Origin of the sequence: Metapseudomonas resinovorans, from assembly GCF_002003485.1 — a bacterium.
Taxonomy (GTDB): domain Bacteria; phylum Pseudomonadota; class Gammaproteobacteria; order Pseudomonadales; family Pseudomonadaceae; genus Metapseudomonas; species Metapseudomonas resinovorans_D.
In genome coordinates this window covers 1-15,784 of the sequence record NZ_BDMA01000036.1, presented here as the reverse complement: position 1 = coordinate 15,784, position 15,784 = coordinate 1, and the positions used below count along the sequence as shown (strand labels likewise).

11 protein-coding genes are annotated in these 15,784 nt (G+C 63.9%); 9 read left to right on the top strand and 2 right to left on the bottom strand.

Annotation, left to right across the window (positions count from 1 at the left end; translation table 11 throughout):
• Positions 1–95 precede the first annotated feature (95 nt).
• Both MnOB_RS11135 and MnOB_RS11130 read right to left on the bottom strand, forming a co-directional pair.
• Entirely contained in the window at positions 96–1,319 is a 1,224-nt protein-coding gene (locus tag MnOB_RS11135; RefSeq protein ID WP_077524288.1) for a CaiB/BaiF CoA transferase family protein, read from the bottom strand.
• A 71-nt stretch (positions 1,320–1,390) separates the two neighbouring features.
• A complete protein-coding gene (locus tag MnOB_RS11130; RefSeq protein ID WP_077524287.1) occupies positions 1,391–2,572 on the bottom strand; it encodes an acyl-CoA dehydrogenase in 1,182 nt (393 codons plus the stop codon).
• Positions 2,573–2,765: 193 nt separating this feature from the next.
• Here MnOB_RS11130 and MnOB_RS11125 point away from each other — a divergent pair, with 193 nt between their 5' ends.
• The 9 genes from MnOB_RS11125 (at position 2,766) to MnOB_RS11085 (ending at position 15,589) form a co-directional block, all read left to right on the top strand.
• Positions 2,766–3,674: a LysR family transcriptional regulator gene (locus MnOB_RS11125; protein ID WP_077524286.1), complete on the top strand. Its 909-nt coding sequence runs from the start codon at positions 2,766–2,768 to the stop codon at positions 3,672–3,674.
• A gap of 188 nt (positions 3,675–3,862) precedes the next feature.
• Positions 3,863–5,629 carry a DUF1302 domain-containing protein gene (locus MnOB_RS11120; protein WP_077524285.1) on the top strand — a complete coding sequence of 589 codons (1,767 nt, stop codon included), beginning with the start codon at positions 3,863–3,865 and terminating at the stop codon, positions 5,627–5,629.
• Between the two features lie 17 nt (positions 5,630–5,646).
• A complete protein-coding gene (locus tag MnOB_RS11115) occupies positions 5,647–7,017 on the top strand; it encodes a DUF1329 domain-containing protein (RefSeq protein ID WP_077524284.1) in 1,371 nt (456 codons plus the stop codon).
• A 158-nt stretch (positions 7,018–7,175) separates the two neighbouring features.
• Positions 7,176–9,695, top strand: a complete 2,520-nt coding sequence (locus MnOB_RS11110; protein WP_077524283.1) for a LuxR C-terminal-related transcriptional regulator — start codon at positions 7,176–7,178, stop codon at positions 9,693–9,695.
• 616 nt (positions 9,696–10,311) lie between these two features.
• Complete coding sequence (locus MnOB_RS11105) at positions 10,312–11,472, top strand: Re/Si-specific NAD(P)(+) transhydrogenase subunit alpha (RefSeq protein ID WP_077524282.1); 1,161 nt, start codon at positions 10,312–10,314, stop codon at positions 11,470–11,472.
• A gap of 11 nt (positions 11,473–11,483) precedes the next feature.
• A complete protein-coding gene (locus tag MnOB_RS11100; RefSeq protein WP_044405771.1) occupies positions 11,484–11,798 on the top strand; it encodes an NAD(P) transhydrogenase subunit alpha part 2 in 315 nt (104 codons plus the stop codon).
• A gap of 2 nt (positions 11,799–11,800) precedes the next feature.
• Positions 11,801–13,237: an NAD(P)(+) transhydrogenase (Re/Si-specific) subunit beta gene (locus MnOB_RS11095; RefSeq protein WP_077524281.1), complete on the top strand. Its 1,437-nt coding sequence runs from the start codon at positions 11,801–11,803 to the stop codon at positions 13,235–13,237.
• 313 nt (positions 13,238–13,550) lie between these two features.
• Complete coding sequence (locus MnOB_RS11090) at positions 13,551–15,044, top strand: acetyl-CoA hydrolase/transferase family protein (RefSeq protein ID WP_077524280.1); 1,494 nt, start codon at positions 13,551–13,553, stop codon at positions 15,042–15,044.
• A 329-nt stretch (positions 15,045–15,373) separates the two neighbouring features.
• A complete protein-coding gene (locus tag MnOB_RS11085) occupies positions 15,374–15,589 on the top strand; it encodes a DUF1127 domain-containing protein (protein WP_077524279.1) in 216 nt (71 codons plus the stop codon).
• Positions 15,590–15,784 lie beyond the last annotated feature (195 nt).

The following is a 15,784-nucleotide window of genomic DNA, read 5'->3' as shown; positions in this document are numbered from 1 at the left end:
GCTGGGACGAGGTGCGCATTATAGGGATGCAGAATCTGCCGTCAACACCTATTTGAAATTATCTTCAGCTTGTCTCGTACTTATATAAGAAGGCGCTAGATAACTTCCGCCTTGCGCAGCGATTCCACTTGCTCCGCCGCCAGGCCCAGCACGCGCTGCAGCACTTCCTGCGTGTGCTCGCCGAGAAGCGGCGGCGGCATGCGGTACTCGACCGGGGTGTCGGATAGACGCAGCGGACTGGCCACCTGCGGTACCGCGCCGGCCAAAGGATGCTCCAGTTCGACGCGAAGCCCCCGCGCCAGAACCTGCGGATCGGAGAACACTGCCGCGAGGTCGTTGATCGGCCCACAGGGCACACCGACTTCTTCCAATGCACTGACCCACTCAGCCGTGGTCTTGAAGACCGTCGCCTGGCGAATCAGGGGAATCAGCTCGGCGCGATGCGCAACCCGGGCCTTGTTGGTTGAAAAACGCGAGTCGTCCGCCCACTCCCGATGACCGGCGACCTCGCAAAACTTGCGGAACTGGCTGTCGTTACCCACGGTGAGGATGAAATCCCCATCCGCAGTCGGAAAATCCTGATAGGGCACGATGTTCGGATGGGCATTACCCAGACGCTTTGGCGGATTGCCTGTGGTCAGGTAATTCATCGCCTGGTTGGCCAAGCAAGCCACCTGCACGTCGAGCAGCGCCATATCGATGTGCTGACCCTTGCCGCTGATGTCCCGCGAGGCCAGCGCAGCCAGCATCGCCACCGAGGAATAGAGCCCGGTAAGGATGTCAGTCAGCGCCACACCCACCTTGACCGGACCTGCACCCTCTTCCTGGTCGGAACGCCCGGTAATGCTCATGAGCCCGCCCAGGCCCTGGATCATGAAGTCGTAGCCGGCACGCTTGGCATAGGGACCGAACTGGCCGAAGCCGGTGATCGAGCAATAGATGAGGCGCGGGTTGATAGCCTTCAGCGACTCATAGTCCAGTCCATAGGCCGCCAAGCCACCCACCTTGAAGTTCTCGATGAGAATGTCGGACTTTTCCGCCAGCTCACGAACCAGCTTCTGGCCTTCGGGACGAGTGAAGTCGATGGTTATCGACTGCTTGTTGCGATTGGCGGAGAGGAAGTACGCCGCTTCACTGGTATCCCGGCCATCGGCGCCCTTGAGGAAGGGCGGCCCCCAGGCGCGGGTGTCATCACCGGAGCCCGGTCGTTCGACCTTGATTACCTCGGCCCCCAGGTCCGCGAGGATCTGGCCGGACCAGGGGCCAGCCAGTACGCGGGAGAGGTCGAGCACGCGGATATGGGAGAGAGCGCCAGCCATGGGGTCACCTGAGTTCGTGAAGGGACTCGGGCCTCTCTCTTATATATAGAGGAGAGAGGCCCGGGCTGAGGTCAGAAGAACGCCTGGATGCCGGTCTGGGCACGACCCAGGATCAGCGCGTGGACGTCGTGGGTCCCTTCGTAGGTGTTCACCACCTCCAGGTTGACCAGGTGACGGGCCACGCCGAACTCGTCGGAGATGCCGTTGCCGCCCAGCATGTCGCGGGCCATACGCGCGATATCCAGCGCCTTGCCGCAGGAGTTGCGCTTCATGATCGAGGTGATTTCCACCGCCGCGGTGCCTTCATCCTTCATGCGACCCAGACGCAGGCAGCCTTGCAGGGCCAGGGTGATCTCGGTCTGCATGTCGGCCAGCTTCTTCTGGATCAGCTGGTTGGCGGCCAGAGGACGGCCGAACTGGTTGCGGTCCAGCACATACTGGCGCGCGGTGTGCCAGCAGGCTTCGGCGGCACCCAGGGCGCCCCAGGAGATGCCGTAGCGGGCGGAGTTCAGGCAGGTGAACGGACCACGCAGGCCACGCACATCCGGGAAGGCGTTCTCTTCCGGAACGAAGACGTTGTCCATCACGATCTCGCCGGTGATGGATGCACGCAGGCCGACCTTGCCGTGAATTGCCGGAGCGGACAGGCCCTGCCAGCCCTTCTCGAGCACGAAGCCACGGATCTCGCCGGCATCGTCCTTGGCCCAGACCACGAAGACGTCGGCGATGGGGCTGTTGGTGATCCACATCTTGTTGCCGGTGAGGCGGTAGCCGCCGTCGACCTTCTTGGCGCGGGTGATCATCGAGCCCGGATCGGAGCCGTGGTTCGGCTCGGTCAGGCCGAAGCAGCCGATGTATTCGCCGCTGGCCAGTTTCGGCAGGTACTTCTGCTTGGTGGCTTCGTTGCCGAACTCGTTGATCGGCACCATCACCAGGGAGGACTGCACGCTCATCATCGAGCGGTAGCCGGAGTCGATACGCTCGACTTCACGGGCGATCAGGCCGTAGCACACATAGTTCAGGCCGCTGCCGCCGTAGGCTTCCGGAATGGTCGCACCGAGCAGGCCGGTCTCGCCCATCTCGCGGAAGATCGCCGGATCGGTCTGCTCATGACGGAAGGCTTCCAGCACGCGCGGGACCAGCTTGTCGGCAGCAAACTGCTGGGCGCTGTCACGCACCATGCGCTCTTCTTCGGTGAGTTGCTGATCCAGCAGCAGCGGGTCGATCCAGTTGAAGCTTGCTTTGGCGGCCATGGGGAGTGTCCTCGGTAAGCGGGGTTCAGGGGGCGGGCCATCGCGGGCCACTGCCTTATTAGTGTTGACGCATCCTAGACAGCCTAGGCCCTATCGGACAAACGAGGATTTCGCATGCTGTTGTGCTAATTTCTCACTCCGAAAAGCCAAAGCCCCCTATTTCAAGCCATCACTTGTGATGCCGAGGTACAGCATGCGCCGGAAGATCCCCAGCACCGCCGCCTTGGTCGCCTTCGAATCCGCCGCCCGCCACCAGAGTTTCACCAAGGCCGCCGATGAGCTGGCACTGACCCAGAGCGCCATCTGCCGACAGATCGCCGGACTGGAGGAATTTCTTGGCCTGGAGTTGTTCCGGCGATCCCGGCGTGGCGTGAAGCTCACCGAAGCCGGCCTGGCGTACTCCCGTCGCATTGCTGCCCAGCTCGATGCCGTGGAGCGCGACACACTCGCGGTGATGGGCCAACAAGGCGCGATGACAGTAGAGCTGGCCATCGTGCCCACCTTCGGCACCCAGTGGCTGGTGCCCAGGCTGAAAGACTTCCAGCGCCTGCACCCGGAAGTTACGGTCAACCTGACCAACCGCACTCGCCCCTTCCTCTTCGCCGACACCGATTTCGACGCTGCTCTCTACTTCGGCGATGCGGAATGGTCAGGCACCCGCGCCGACTTCCTGATGCACGAACACTCGGTTCCGGTGTGCAGCCCTGCCTTGCTGGAAGGGCACGACAACCTGGAACCCGGCGCGATCGCTCGCCTGCCCCTGTTACAGCAGACCACCCGCCCCTATGCCTGGCGCCAGTGGTTCAGCTCCCAAGGAATGAACGTCGCCCGCGACCTGAGCGGGCCGCGCTACGAGCTCTTCTCGATGCTTGCCCAGGCCGCCATGCACGAAATGGGTGTGGCGCTGATCCCGCCCTTCCTGATCCAGCACGAACTGGCGGACGGCCGCCTGGTCATCGCCCATCCTCACAGTTTCCGCAGCGACAAGGCCTATTACCTGATCATCCCCGAGCGCAAGCTCGAGTCCGCCGCCCTAGGTGCTTTCCGCGACTGGCTGGTGGAAGCCGCCCGCACGTATCGCAGCGAGGCCGGTCTGGACTGAGCTGTAACCACCGGTAGCACCGAACGACCATCCTCTGTCCGCCGAAAGTGTGAAGACCCTTTTCTGTTCCCCGCACAGCGCCCACATCACCCACTCGGGTGATGGATGAAATCGCCCGTTCAGGCAGTTATGGCGCCGGAAGCGGCTGATTAGCATGAGGCCTCCCAAGACCCGCTCTGGAGAGCCGCATGACAACAAGAACAATGCGCGGAATCTTCCGGCCGCACACGCTGGCCGCCGCCATCGCCCTGGGTTGCAGCGCCCAGGCCTTTGCCATCACGTTCAACATCGGTGAGATCGAAGCCCAGTTCGACTCCTCTCTCTCGGTCGGCGCCAGTTGGGCCGTGCGCTCGCCGGACCCGGAGTTCATCTCCACCGCCAGCGGCGGCGAGGCGCTCTCGCGCACCTCTGACGACGGCCGCCTGAACTTCAAGAAGGGGGAGACCTTCTCGAAGATCTTCAAGGGCATCCACGACCTGGAACTGAAATACGGTGATACCGGCGTCTTCCTGCGCGGCAAGTACTGGTACGACTTCGAGCTGAAGGACGAGCACCGGCTCTTCTACGACATCGACGACCACAACCGCAAAGAAGGCGCCCGCTCCTCCGGCGCGCAACTGCTCGATGCCTTCCTCTATCACAACTACAACCTGGGCGACCTGCCGGGCAGCTTCCGCGTCGGCAAGCAGGTGGTGAGTTGGGGCGAAAGCACCTTCATCGGCAACAGCATCAACTCGATCAACCCGATCGACGTCGCCGCGTTCCGCCGCCCTGGTGCGGAGATCAAGGAAGGCCTGATCCCGGTCAACATGATCTACGTTTCGCAGAGCCTGACCGATAGCCTCTCCGCCGAGGCCTTCTACCAGTTGGAGTGGGACCAAACGGTGGCCGACAACTGCGGCACCTTCTTCTCCACCTCGGACGTGGTCGCCGATGGCTGCGTCGACCGCCTGGTGGTCAACGGTCCCGACCTGCCGCCCGGTGTATCCACCAATACCGGCGCCACCCTTTACATCCCCCGCGCCGGAGATCGCGACGCGAAGGACAGCGGCCAGTTCGGCGTGGCCCTGCGCTGGTTCGTGCCGGAGCTGAACGACACCGAGTTCGGCGCCTACGCGATGAACTACCACAGCCGCGGCCCCATCTTCAGCACCATCCGCACCCGGACGCCGAGCGCGGCGATCATTCCGGGCGCCCCCGGTGCGCGCTACTTCATCGAGTACCCGGAAGACATCCGCCTCTACGGCGTGAGCTTCCAGACCAACGTCGAAGGCACCTCGCTGGCCGGCGAAGTCAGCTTCCGGCCGAACATGCCGCTGCAGCTGAACAGTACCGACCTGTCCTTCGCCGCCCTTGGCGTGCCCAACTCGCCGATCTTCGAAAGCGGCCACTCCCTCAACCGCGCGGGTGAGGACCTGCATGGCTACGTCCGCAAGCCGGTTACCCAGGCCCAGGTCACCGCCACCCAATTCATCGACCAGGTCATGGGCGCCAGCCGCCTGACCCTGGTAGGCGAGGTCGGCTACAACCACATCGGCGGCCTGAATGACGACATCGGCGAACTGCGCTACGGCCGCGACCCCATCTACGGACCGGGCCAGCTGTCCTCCCAGGCCGTGTGCCTGGCGCTCACCGCCGCCAGCCCGCAGCAACGCGAGTGCAACGACAAGGGCTTCTACACCAGCAGCTCCTGGGGCTACCGCGCCCGCGCCAGCCTGGAGTACAGCAACGTATTCGCCGGCATCAACCTGACCCCCAGCGTCGCCTGGTCCCATGACGTCGACGGCTACGGCCCGAACTTCAACGAAGGCTCCAAGGCCATCAGCGTCGGCCTCAACGCCGAGTACCAGAACACCTACACCGCCAGCCTGTCGTACACCGACTTCTTCGGCGGCCACTACAACGTGACCACTGACCGCGACTTCGTCGCACTCAGCTTCGGCCTCAACTTCTGATTGCAAGGATTTCCAGAATGAACAAGAGAAACATCCTGCAAAGCGGCGCCCTGGTCCTCAGCCTGCTCGCCGCCAACGTCATGGCCGCCGTCAGCCCGGATGAAGCGGCACAACTCGGTGCCAGTCTCACCCCGCTGGGCGCGGAGAAGGTCGGCAATGCCGACGGCAGCATCCCGGCCTGGACCGGTGGCCTGCCCACCAACGCCGCTGTGGTCGACGCCAATGGCTTCGTCGGCGACCCCTACGCCAATGAGCAGCCGCTGTTCACCATCACCGCCGCCAACGCCGAGCAATACAAAGACAAGCTGTCCCCCGGCCAGATGGCGATGTTCAAGCGTTACGCCAGCACCTACAAGATTCCGGTTTACCCGAGCCATCGCAGCGCCGCCGCGCCGCAGGCCATCTATGACGCGGCGAAGCAGAGCGCCGTCAACACCCAGCCGGTGGACGGCGGCAACGGTCTGTCCAATTTCGCCGAGAGCCACTACTACGCCTTCCCGATTCCCAAGGATGGCGTGCAAGTGATGTGGAACCACATCACCCGTTACCGCGGCGGTAACGCCCGGCGCCTGGTGGTCCAGGCCACCCCGCAGACCAACGGCTCCTTCACCCCGGTGCAATTCGAGGACGAGGTGGCCTTCCCGGCCGACATGAGCCAGCTGGACAAGGAGAAGTCGGCCAACGTGCTGCTCTACTTCAAGCAGCGCGTGCTGGCACCATCGCGCCTGGCCGGTAACGTGCTGCTGGTCCACGAGACCATCGACCAGGTGAAGGAACCGCGCTTGGCCTGGCTCTACAACGCCGGCCAGCGCCGCGTGCGCCGCGCCCCGCAGGTCGCCTATGACGGCCCGGGTACCGCCGCCGACGGCATGCGCACCGCCGACAACTTCGACATGTTCTCCGGCGCCCCGGATCGCTACGACTGGAAGCTGGTCGGCAAGAAGGAGATGTACATCCCCTACAACAGCTACAAGCTGGAATCGCCCAAGCTCAAGTACAAGGAGATCCTTCAAGCGGGCCACCTGAACCAGGACCTGACCCGCTATGAGCTGCACCGCGTGTGGGAAGTGGTCGCCACCCTCAAACCTAACGAGCGCCACATCTACGCCAAGCGCCATTACTTCATCGACGAAGACAGCTGGCAGGTCGCTTACGCCGACCACTACGACGGCCGCGGCCAGCTTTGGCGTGTCGGTGAAGGCCATGCCAGCTACCACTACCAGCGCCAGGTCGCCACCTTCGCGGTGGAAGCCCTCTACGACATCATCGCCGGGCGCTACATCGCCCTGGGCCTGAAGAACGAAGAGAAGCACGGCATCGAGTTCGGCTTCGCCGCCACCGGCGCCGACTACACCCCCGCCGCCCTGCGCAACGCAGGCATCCGCTGAGCACTCCGGACGCCCCCCCAAGCGGGGCGTCCGCTGCCTGCCCATAGCCGTTATGGTGCTGCATAAGCGCTGTCCATGCTGCTTCTAGCCCACCCATTGGCCATCTAGTCTGCGAGGGTCCGGTTCACCCATAACAACAACGCAGTGAGAACCGCCCCATGCCCCGCTCCGGCCAGACACCGCCTGTCCTTCCGTCTCGCCTGCCGCGACTGCCGCCGGCCCATGTCCCGCGCCCCGGGCTGGTCGACCGTCTCACCGCCCAGGATGCCCAGCTCCGCCTGCTCTGCGCCCCCGCCGGTTTCGGCAAGAGCGTGCTGCTCAACGAATTTCTCCGTGCCCAGGCCCAACCCGGCCTGATCATCTGGCTCAACCTCGCGGGCCAGCCGCTCACCCCGGAACAACTGATCGCCCAGCTCGCCGCGGAACTCGGCGAAGCCATTCCCGCCCTGCCCGCCGCCCAGGCCCTGCAACAGCTACTCGCCCATCGCGGTGAATGCACCTGGCTGGTCCTGGACGACTACCCCGGCCATCCGCCGGCCGGCCTCGATGACTGCATCGACCAGCTCCTCGCTCGCGCCCTGCCGGAATTGCGCCTGCTGGTCAGCGTGCGCCAGCGACCGGCCTGGAACCTGCCGCGCCTGCTGCTGGCAGGGGAGCTGCTGGAACTGGACGCGACCCAACTAGCCCTCGATCGCCAGCAACACGAACAGCTGGTCGACCAGCTCGCGCCGCAGACCAGCGCCGCCCTGCGCGAAGAACTCTGGCAGGAAACCGAAGGCTGGTGCGCCGGCGTGCGCCTGCACCTGTCCGGCAAGGCGCCGTCCAGTGCCAGCGGCAATCACTGCTGGCTCAAGGAATACCTGGACCACGAACTGCTCAATCGCCTGAGCCCGGACGAAGCGGCCTGCCTGTTCGCCCTGGCACACCTGCCCAAGGTTTCCGCCGAGCTTTGCCAGCACCTCTGGGAAGACAGCGACGGCGCCGAGCTCTTCGAGCGGCTGCTGGCACGCCAGGCCTTCTGCATGCCCCTGGACGAACACGGCACGTGGTACCGCGTGTTACCCGCCGTCGCGAGAACCCTGCGCAACCGCATCAGCGAAGCGGCCGCCACGCGCCTGCACCTCAGCGCCTGTCGCATGTTCATCGCCGCCGGCCAGGTGGAAGACGCCATCGAACAGGCGCTCTGCGCCGGCCAGCCGGAAGCGGCGGCCAACTATCTGGAACGCCTCGGCCAGGAATGGCTGACCGGCGAACAGCATCTGGCCCATCTCCTCGCATGGCGCGCGCGGCTTCCCGCCGCCCTGCTGGAAAGCACGCCGCGCCTGCTCAGCCTGAATGCCTGGGGGCTGCTGATCTCCTGGCGCCTGGATGAAGCGGAAGCCTGCATCGCCAAGCTCGGCCACTTCCTGCCGCAGCCCACCGCCCTGCGCAACCGCAAACTGCTGGCCAACTGTCAGGCCTTGCACGGCGTACTCGCGGCCTTGCGCAGCCAGAACGTCGCCAGTGCGCAGCAATACTGCCGCGAAGCGCTCGTGCACCTGCCCGACCACGACTGGATGCCCATTCTGTTCTGCTACTCCAGCCTGGCGCGGGTGGCCATGGCCAGTGGCGCTCCCGAGGATGCGCCGCACTATCTGCACAAGGCGCTGGAGATCGCCCGTCGCCACGGCAGCCTGCTGTTCGAAGTGCTGATCAACCTCGACCGCATCCGCCTGCTCGTACTGCGCGGCGAATTCGGACGGGCGCAGACCCTGCTGGAGCAGAGCTTCGCCCTGATCGGCCAGCGCAAGCAGGTGGACAGCCTGATGCTCGGGCGCCTGCACTTGATCCAGGCCGAGCTGCATCTGGTCGCCGACCGCCTGGAAGACGCCGAACGTGCCCTGCATGCCGGCCTGGAACAGGCCCAGGGCTGCCTCGATCCCTTCGCCCTCCACGGCTTCCTCGGTCTGGCGGAGCTGCGCGCCCGCCGCGGACAGTTCGACCAGTCCTACCAGGAGCTGCGCGAAGCCGAACGGCAGATGCACTGCCGCCAGGTCTGGCGCTACACCTACAGCGGCGTGCTGAACCTGCAAGGCATGCGTGTGCTCGCCCGCCAGGGCCGCTGGGATCGCATCGAACCGGTCGCCCTGCGCATTCAGCGCTACTTCGTCGGTGAGTGCGCCTGGATGGCACCGCTCGACTACCCCACTCTGGCCCTGCGCAATCAATTGCTGCTGGCTCGCGCGCAACTGGAGTCCGGCCGTGTCGAACAGGCCGAAGCCCTGCTGCTGCCCCTCCTGGAACGGTGCCAGGCGCTGCAGTTCGCGCCGCTTGCGTGCGAAGTGAGCCTGGCATTGGCGGCCACTTGGCGCGCCCTCGACCGCGCCGACGCCGGCCCGCTGCAGCGCCAGGCGCTGGAACAGGCCGAGCGCCTGGGCATGCATGGCCTGCTGCGCGACTACCCGCGCGGTGAAGGGTCGGCGGCTATCGACGGCGAGCAGGGGAGCCTGCTCAGCCAGCGCGAGCGCGCGGTGTTGCAGCTGCTGGCCGAGGGCTTCTCCAACCTGGAGATCGGCGGCTATCTGTTCATCTCGGTGAACACGGTGAAAACCCACACCAAGAAGATCAACAGCAAGCTCGGTGTGAAACGCCGCACCCAGGCTGTGATGCGCGCCAAGACCCTCGGCTTGCTGGTGTGAGCTCCGGCAGGGTGCGCCGCGCGCACCGAAACCCGCGATGGTGCGCATAGCACACCCTACGACCAGCCCCGGAATCTGACTGACGACCCGCGACAATATGGCGCAGGCCGCAAGGCGACTGGCTTGCGGGCGAACTACGCTTTTGCCGGAAAACTGCCAAATCCCAATTCCTGACCCTGTAGTCAAACATTTTCAAAAGCTACAGAACGCCCATTTTCCGCAGCCTTATGGCAACTATTAAAAAGTCTTACTAACAGTCCGCCAGCCATTAACGGCAGGATGTCACGTACCCAAAGCCTGTACTGGCGCTGCTTTGATGGATAGTCATTCAGCCTGGGGATGGAGACCGGCACCGGATTCCTTGGTGAAGGCTCGCCTCCACCAGCGATGACGGGGTCTGGAACGGAAGCCAGGGACAACAAGTCTAATCGTGACTTGTAGTTATTGTATCGTTTTACTCCAGAACTGCTTGAAGCAGTTGAGGTTCCGATTGCAGAATGCCGCGCCACCAGGTTTCGGCTGTTGCGATACCAGGCTGTTGAAAGGCGGATCCGCCTCGCCAGAGCACCATCCGCAGTGCACTGGTTCACCAGATCGATCACGCAGGAGATTTGAAGTGCACATCGGTGTTCCTCTCGAAAGCCATGCTGGCGAGACGCGGGTTGCCGCGACGCCCGAAACCATCAAGAAGCTGGTGAGCCAAGGCCACCAGGTGACGGTGCAAAGCGGTGCCGGCGTCAGCGCCAGCATCCCGGACAGCGCTTATGAAGCCGTTGGTGCCGTCATCGGCAACGACGCCGCTGCCTTCGGCGCCGACCTGGTGCTGAAAGTGGTTGCCCCGACCGAAGGCGAGCTGGCCCACATGCGCGCCGGTGCCGTACTGGTCGGCATGCTCAACCCCTTCAGCAACGAAGTCATCGCGCGCATGAATGCCCGTGGCATCACTGCCTTCGCCCTCGAAGCGGCGCCGCGCACCTCTCGCGCCCAGAGCCTCGACGTGCTGTCGTCCCAGGCCAACATCGCCGGGTACAAGGCCGTGCTGCTGGCGGCTCACCACTACCCGCGCTTCATGCCGATGCTGATGACCGCCGCCGGTACCGTGAAGGCCGCGCGCATCCTCATCCTCGGTGCCGGTGTGGCAGGCCTGCAGGCCATCGCTACCGCCAAGCGTCTGGGGGCAGTGATCGAGGCTTCCGACGTGCGTCCGGCTGTGAAGGAACAAATCGAGTCCCTCGGCGCCAAGTTCGTCGATGTTCCCTTCGAGACTGATGAAGAGCGCGAATGTGCCCAGGGTGTCGGCGGCTACGCCCGCCCGATGCCGGCCTCCTGGATGGAGCGTCAGGCCAAGGCCGTGCACGAGCGCGCCAAGCAGTCCGATATCGTCATCACCACTGCGCTGATCCCGGGCCGCAAGGCACCGACCCTGCTGCACGAGGCCACCGTTGCCGAAATGAAGCCGGGCTCCGTGGTCATCGACCTGGCCGCTGCCCAAGGCGGTAACTGCCCGCTGACCGAAGCCGACCAGGTAGTGGTCAAGCATGGCGTAACCATCGTCGGCCACAGCAACCTGGCCGCCATGGTGCCGGCAGACGCCTCCGCCCTCTATGCGCGCAACCTGCTGGATTTCCTCAAGCTGATCATCGACAAGGACGGCCAGCTCAACATCAACCTCGAAGACGACATCGTCGCCGCATGCCTGATGTGCCGCGACGGCAATGTCGTGCGTAGCAACGGCGCTCCCGCCGCGACCGCTGCTCCGCAGAAAGTGAACGCATAAGGATAGAGACCATGGACCTGATTTCCGACGGCATCTACAACCTGATCATCTTCGTGCTGGCCATCTACGTCGGCTACCACGTGGTGTGGAACGTCACCCCGGCCCTGCACACCCCGCTGATGGCCGTGACCAACGCCATCTCGGCGATCGTGATCGTCGGCGCCATGCTGGCCGCCGCCCTCACCGTCACCCCGCTGGGCAAGGCCATGGGCACCCTGGCCGTGGCACTGGCCGCGGTCAACGTCTTCGGTGGCTTCCTCGTCACCCGACGCATGCTGGAAATGTTCAAGAAGAAAGCGCCGAAAGCGGCTGCGGAGAAGCACTGACCATGAGCATGAACCTGATCACTGTTCTCTACCTCGTCGCCTCGGTGTGCTTCATCCAGGCGCTCAAGGGCCTGTCGCACCCGACCTCGTCGCGTCGCGGCAACCTGTTCGGCATGATCGGCATGGCCATCGCCGTGCTCACCACTGTCGGCCTCATCTATAAGCTGGGCGCCGAGCTGGCCACCCAGGGCATCGGCTACGTGATCGTCGGCCTGCTGGTCGGCGGCACCGCCGGTTCGATCATGGCCAAGCGCGTCGAAATGACCAAGATGCCGGAGCTGGTCGCCTTCATGCACAGCATGATCGGCCTGGCCGCCGTGTTCATCGCCATCGCTGCCGTCGTCGAACCGCAGTCCCTGGGCATCGTTGCCGCCCTGGGTGATGCCATCCCGGCCGGTAACCGCCTGGAACTGTTCCTCGGCGCAGCCATCGGTGCCGTCACCTTCTCCGGTTCGGTCATCGCCTTCGGCAAGCTGTCCGGCAAGTACAAGTTCCGCCTGTTCCAGGGTGCCCCGGTGCAGTTCGCCGGCCAGCACAAGCTGAACCTGCTGGTTGGCCTGGCCATCATCGGCCTGGGCCTGTACTTCACCCTCACCGGTAACATCGCCGCCTTCGCCCTGCTGGTGGCACTCGCCTTCGTCATCGGCGTGCTGATCATCATCCCGATCGGTGGTGCCGACATGCCGGTGGTGGTGTCCATGCTGAACAGCTACTCGGGTTGGGCGGCGGCCGGTATCGGCTTCTCGCTGAACAACTCGATGCTGATCATCGCGGGCTCCCTGGTCGGTTCCTCCGGTGCGATCCTCTCCTACATCATGTGCAAGGCGATGAACCGCTCCTTCTTCAACGTCATCCTCGGCGGCTTCGGTGCCGAAGCTGATGCGGGTGCCGCGGCTGGCAGCCAGGAACAGCGCCCGGTGAAGTCCGGTTCGTCCGACGACGCGGCCTTCCTGCTGACCAACGCCGACAGCGTGATCATCGTCCCTGGCTACGGCCTGGCGGTGGCCCGTGCCCAGCACGCGCTGATGGAGCTGTCCGAGAAGCTGATCCACCGTGGCGTGAACGTGAAGTACGCGATCCACCCGGTTGCCGGTCGTATGCCGGGCCACATGAACGTCCTGCTGGCCGAGGCCGAAGTGCCCTACGAGCAGGTGTTCGAGATGGAAGACATCAACTCCGAGTTCGGTCAGGCCGACGTGGTGCTGGTGCTCGGCGCGAACGACGTGGTCAACCCGGCCGCGAAGAACGATCCGAAGTCGCCCATCGCCGGCATGCCGATCCTGGAAGCCTTCAAGGCCAAGACCATCATCGTGAACAAGCGCTCCATGGCCAGCGGCTACGCCGGCCTGGACAACGAACTGTTCTACATGGACAAGACCATGATGGTGTTCGGCGATGCCAAGAAGGTGATCGAGGACATGGTCAAGGCTGTCGACTGAGCCCTGTCCCGCGATACCGAAAACCCCGGCCTTGTGCCGGGGTTTTTGTTTCTGAGATCGCCGGATTGGGCGAGCTTGTTGTAGGGGCGAATTCATTCGCCAAGGGACGCGCAGCGACCCCGACCCGCGTGACCGGTGGGCAGACCTTCGGCCTGCTTGGCGAATGAATTCGCCCCTACAGAGCAGCCGCTCTTCTCGCCACTCCGACAAAAGGCCCTGAATAGAGCCATTTCTTCGACCTTGGTATAGAAGTCGGACGCCCCGCCAGCCCCTAGACTGCGCGGCTCCTACCCCGTTGTCCGAGGTTTTCCCCATGTACTCCGAGCGCGTGCGCCTGTCCTCCCTGCTGGACAAGGTGATGAGTGCGGCCGACGCCGCTGCCCTGATCGAAGACGGCATGACCGTTGGCATGAGCGGCTTCACCCGTGCCGGTGAGGCCAAAGCCGTGCCCCAGGCGCTGGCCGTGCGAGCCAAGGAGCAGCCGCTGCAGATCAGCCTGATGACCGGCGCCAGCCTCGGCAATGACCTCGACAAGCAGCTCACCGAAGCCGGTGTACTGGCGCGCCGCATGCCCTTCCAGGTGGACAGCACCCTGCGCAAGGCAATCAACGCGGGCGAGGTGATGTTCATCGACCAGCACCTGTCGGAAACCGTCGAGCAGCTGCGTAACCACCAGCTGAAGCTGCCGGACATCGCGGTGATCGAAGCCGTGGCCATCACTGAGGAAGGCCACATCGTGCCGACCACCTCCGTTGGCAACTCCGCCAGCTTCGCGATTTTCGCCAAGCGCGTGATCGTCGAGATCAACCTGGCGCACAACCCCAATCTGGAAGGCCTGCACGACATCTATATCCCGACCTACCGGCCGACCCGCACGCCCATTCCCCTGACCCGCGTGGACGACCGCATCGGCGGCACCGCCATTCCGATCGATCCGGCGAAAATCGCCGCCATCGTCATCACCGAACAGCCGGATTCCCTGTCCACCGTGCTGCCGCCGGACCACGAGACCCAGGCCATCGCCGACCACCTGATCGATTTCTTCAAGCGTGAAGTGGAAGCCGGGCGCATGAGCAACAACCTGGCGCCGCTGCAGGCCGGCATCGGCAGCATCGCCAACGCCGTGATGTGCGGCCTGATCGAGTCGCCCTTCCAGGACCTCACCATGTACTCCGAGGTACTACAGGACTCCACCTTCGACCTGATCGACACCGGCAAGCTGCGCTTCGCCTCTGGTAGCTCTATCACCCTGTCCGCGCGCCGCAACAGTGATGTCTTCGGCAACCTGGAGCGCTACAAGGACAAGCTGGTGCTGCGCCCGCAGGAAATCTCCAACCACCCGGAAGTGGTGCGTCGCCTGGGCATCGTCGGCATCAACACCGCGCTCGAGTTCGACATCTACGGCAACGTCAACTCGACCCACGTGGGCGGCACGAAAATGATGAACGGCATCGGCGGCTCCGGCGATTTCGCCCGGAACGCCCACCTGGCCATCTTCGTCACCAAGTCCATCGCCAAGGGCGGGGCGATTTCCAGCGTGGTGCCGATGGTCAGCCACGTGGACCATACCGAGCACGATGTGGACATCCTCGTCACCGAACAGGGCCTGGCCGACCTGCGCGGCCTGGCGCCACGCGAGCGCGCGCGGGCGATCATCGACAACTGTGTTCACCCAGATTTCCGTCAACCATTACAGAACTACTTCGAAGCGGCCTGCGCCAAGGGTGGCCACACCCCCCACGTGCTGCGTGAAGCCATGGCCTGGCATATCAATCTGGAAGAAACCGGGCGAATGCTGGCCAACTGAACCGGTTGGAACAAAACAGTTATGGGCTTGTAACCTTTGATTCTGACAAAGAGATCAAAAAACAGTTTCTAAAAATCCGGAACTGTACTGTTCAAAAATCCTGCTTTCTGCTTCTTGAACAGGAAAAACTATGGTTTCCCGTTGGATCACGAGTGATTCAACGTGGCACCCATACAGTTCCCTACAATTTCAGCGAAACAGTTGATAAGCATGCTAATAAAGACCAACACAATTTAGAGCAACTGTGACTACAGTGGCGGCTGTTCCGGGTAGATCATAGGCACCAGTTGATAACCAAGCCCCGCCACAAGCGGGAAGGACCTGCCGCCATGGAACGTACCCTCAGTTCCGATCTGATTTTCGAAAGCGCCGAACAATCCCCGAAATCCTCGTGGGCCCTGCGCACCGTTTCCACCCTGCTGCTGTGGCAGCGCCGCATCGCCAGCCGTCATCAACTGGCCATGCTGGACCCCCGCCTGTTGGCTGACGCTGGTATCAGCGAGGCCCAGCGCGAAGCCGAACTGCACAAGCCCTTCTGGCGCTAAGCAGTTCGCCGGGCCAAGTGGCCCGACCGCAACACCCCAGACAGAACCCGTCGCCGCCCGCGACGGGTTTCGTCGTTTCTGGGGCCGCAATTCTCCGATTGCTTCGTAGGGTGCGCCGCGCGCACCGGGTAGTTCGGGAATTTCGGTGCGCGCAGTGTTCAGCCGGGATACATGGGTAACGCCTGTCGGGGGACA

Excerpts from the sequence above, each read along its gene's own strand:
- MnOB_RS11115 (WP_077524284.1), top strand. The coding sequence starts at position 5,647 with ATGAACAAGAGAAACATCCTGCAAAGCGGCGCCCTGGTCCTCAGCCTG.
- MnOB_RS11125 (WP_077524286.1), top strand. The coding sequence starts at position 2,766 with ATGCGCCGGAAGATCCCCAGCACCGCCGCCTTGGTCGCCTTCGAATCC.
- MnOB_RS11135 (WP_077524288.1), bottom strand. The coding sequence starts at position 1,319 with ATGGCTGGCGCTCTCTCCCATATCCGCGTGCTCGACCTCTCCCGCGTA.
- MnOB_RS11130 (WP_077524287.1), bottom strand. The coding sequence starts at position 2,572 with ATGGCCGCCAAAGCAAGCTTCAACTGGATCGACCCGCTGCTGCTGGAT.
- MnOB_RS11110 (WP_077524283.1), top strand. The coding sequence starts at position 7,176 with ATGCCCCGCTCCGGCCAGACACCGCCTGTCCTTCCGTCTCGCCTGCCG.
- MnOB_RS11095 (WP_077524281.1), top strand. The coding sequence starts at position 11,801 with ATGAGCATGAACCTGATCACTGTTCTCTACCTCGTCGCCTCGGTGTGC.
- MnOB_RS11120 (WP_077524285.1), top strand. The coding sequence starts at position 3,863 with ATGACAACAAGAACAATGCGCGGAATCTTCCGGCCGCACACGCTGGCC.
- MnOB_RS11090 (WP_077524280.1), top strand. The coding sequence starts at position 13,551 with ATGTACTCCGAGCGCGTGCGCCTGTCCTCCCTGCTGGACAAGGTGATG.
- MnOB_RS11100 (WP_044405771.1), top strand. The coding sequence starts at position 11,484 with ATGGACCTGATTTCCGACGGCATCTACAACCTGATCATCTTCGTGCTG.
- MnOB_RS11085 (WP_077524279.1), top strand. The coding sequence starts at position 15,374 with ATGGAACGTACCCTCAGTTCCGATCTGATTTTCGAAAGCGCCGAACAA.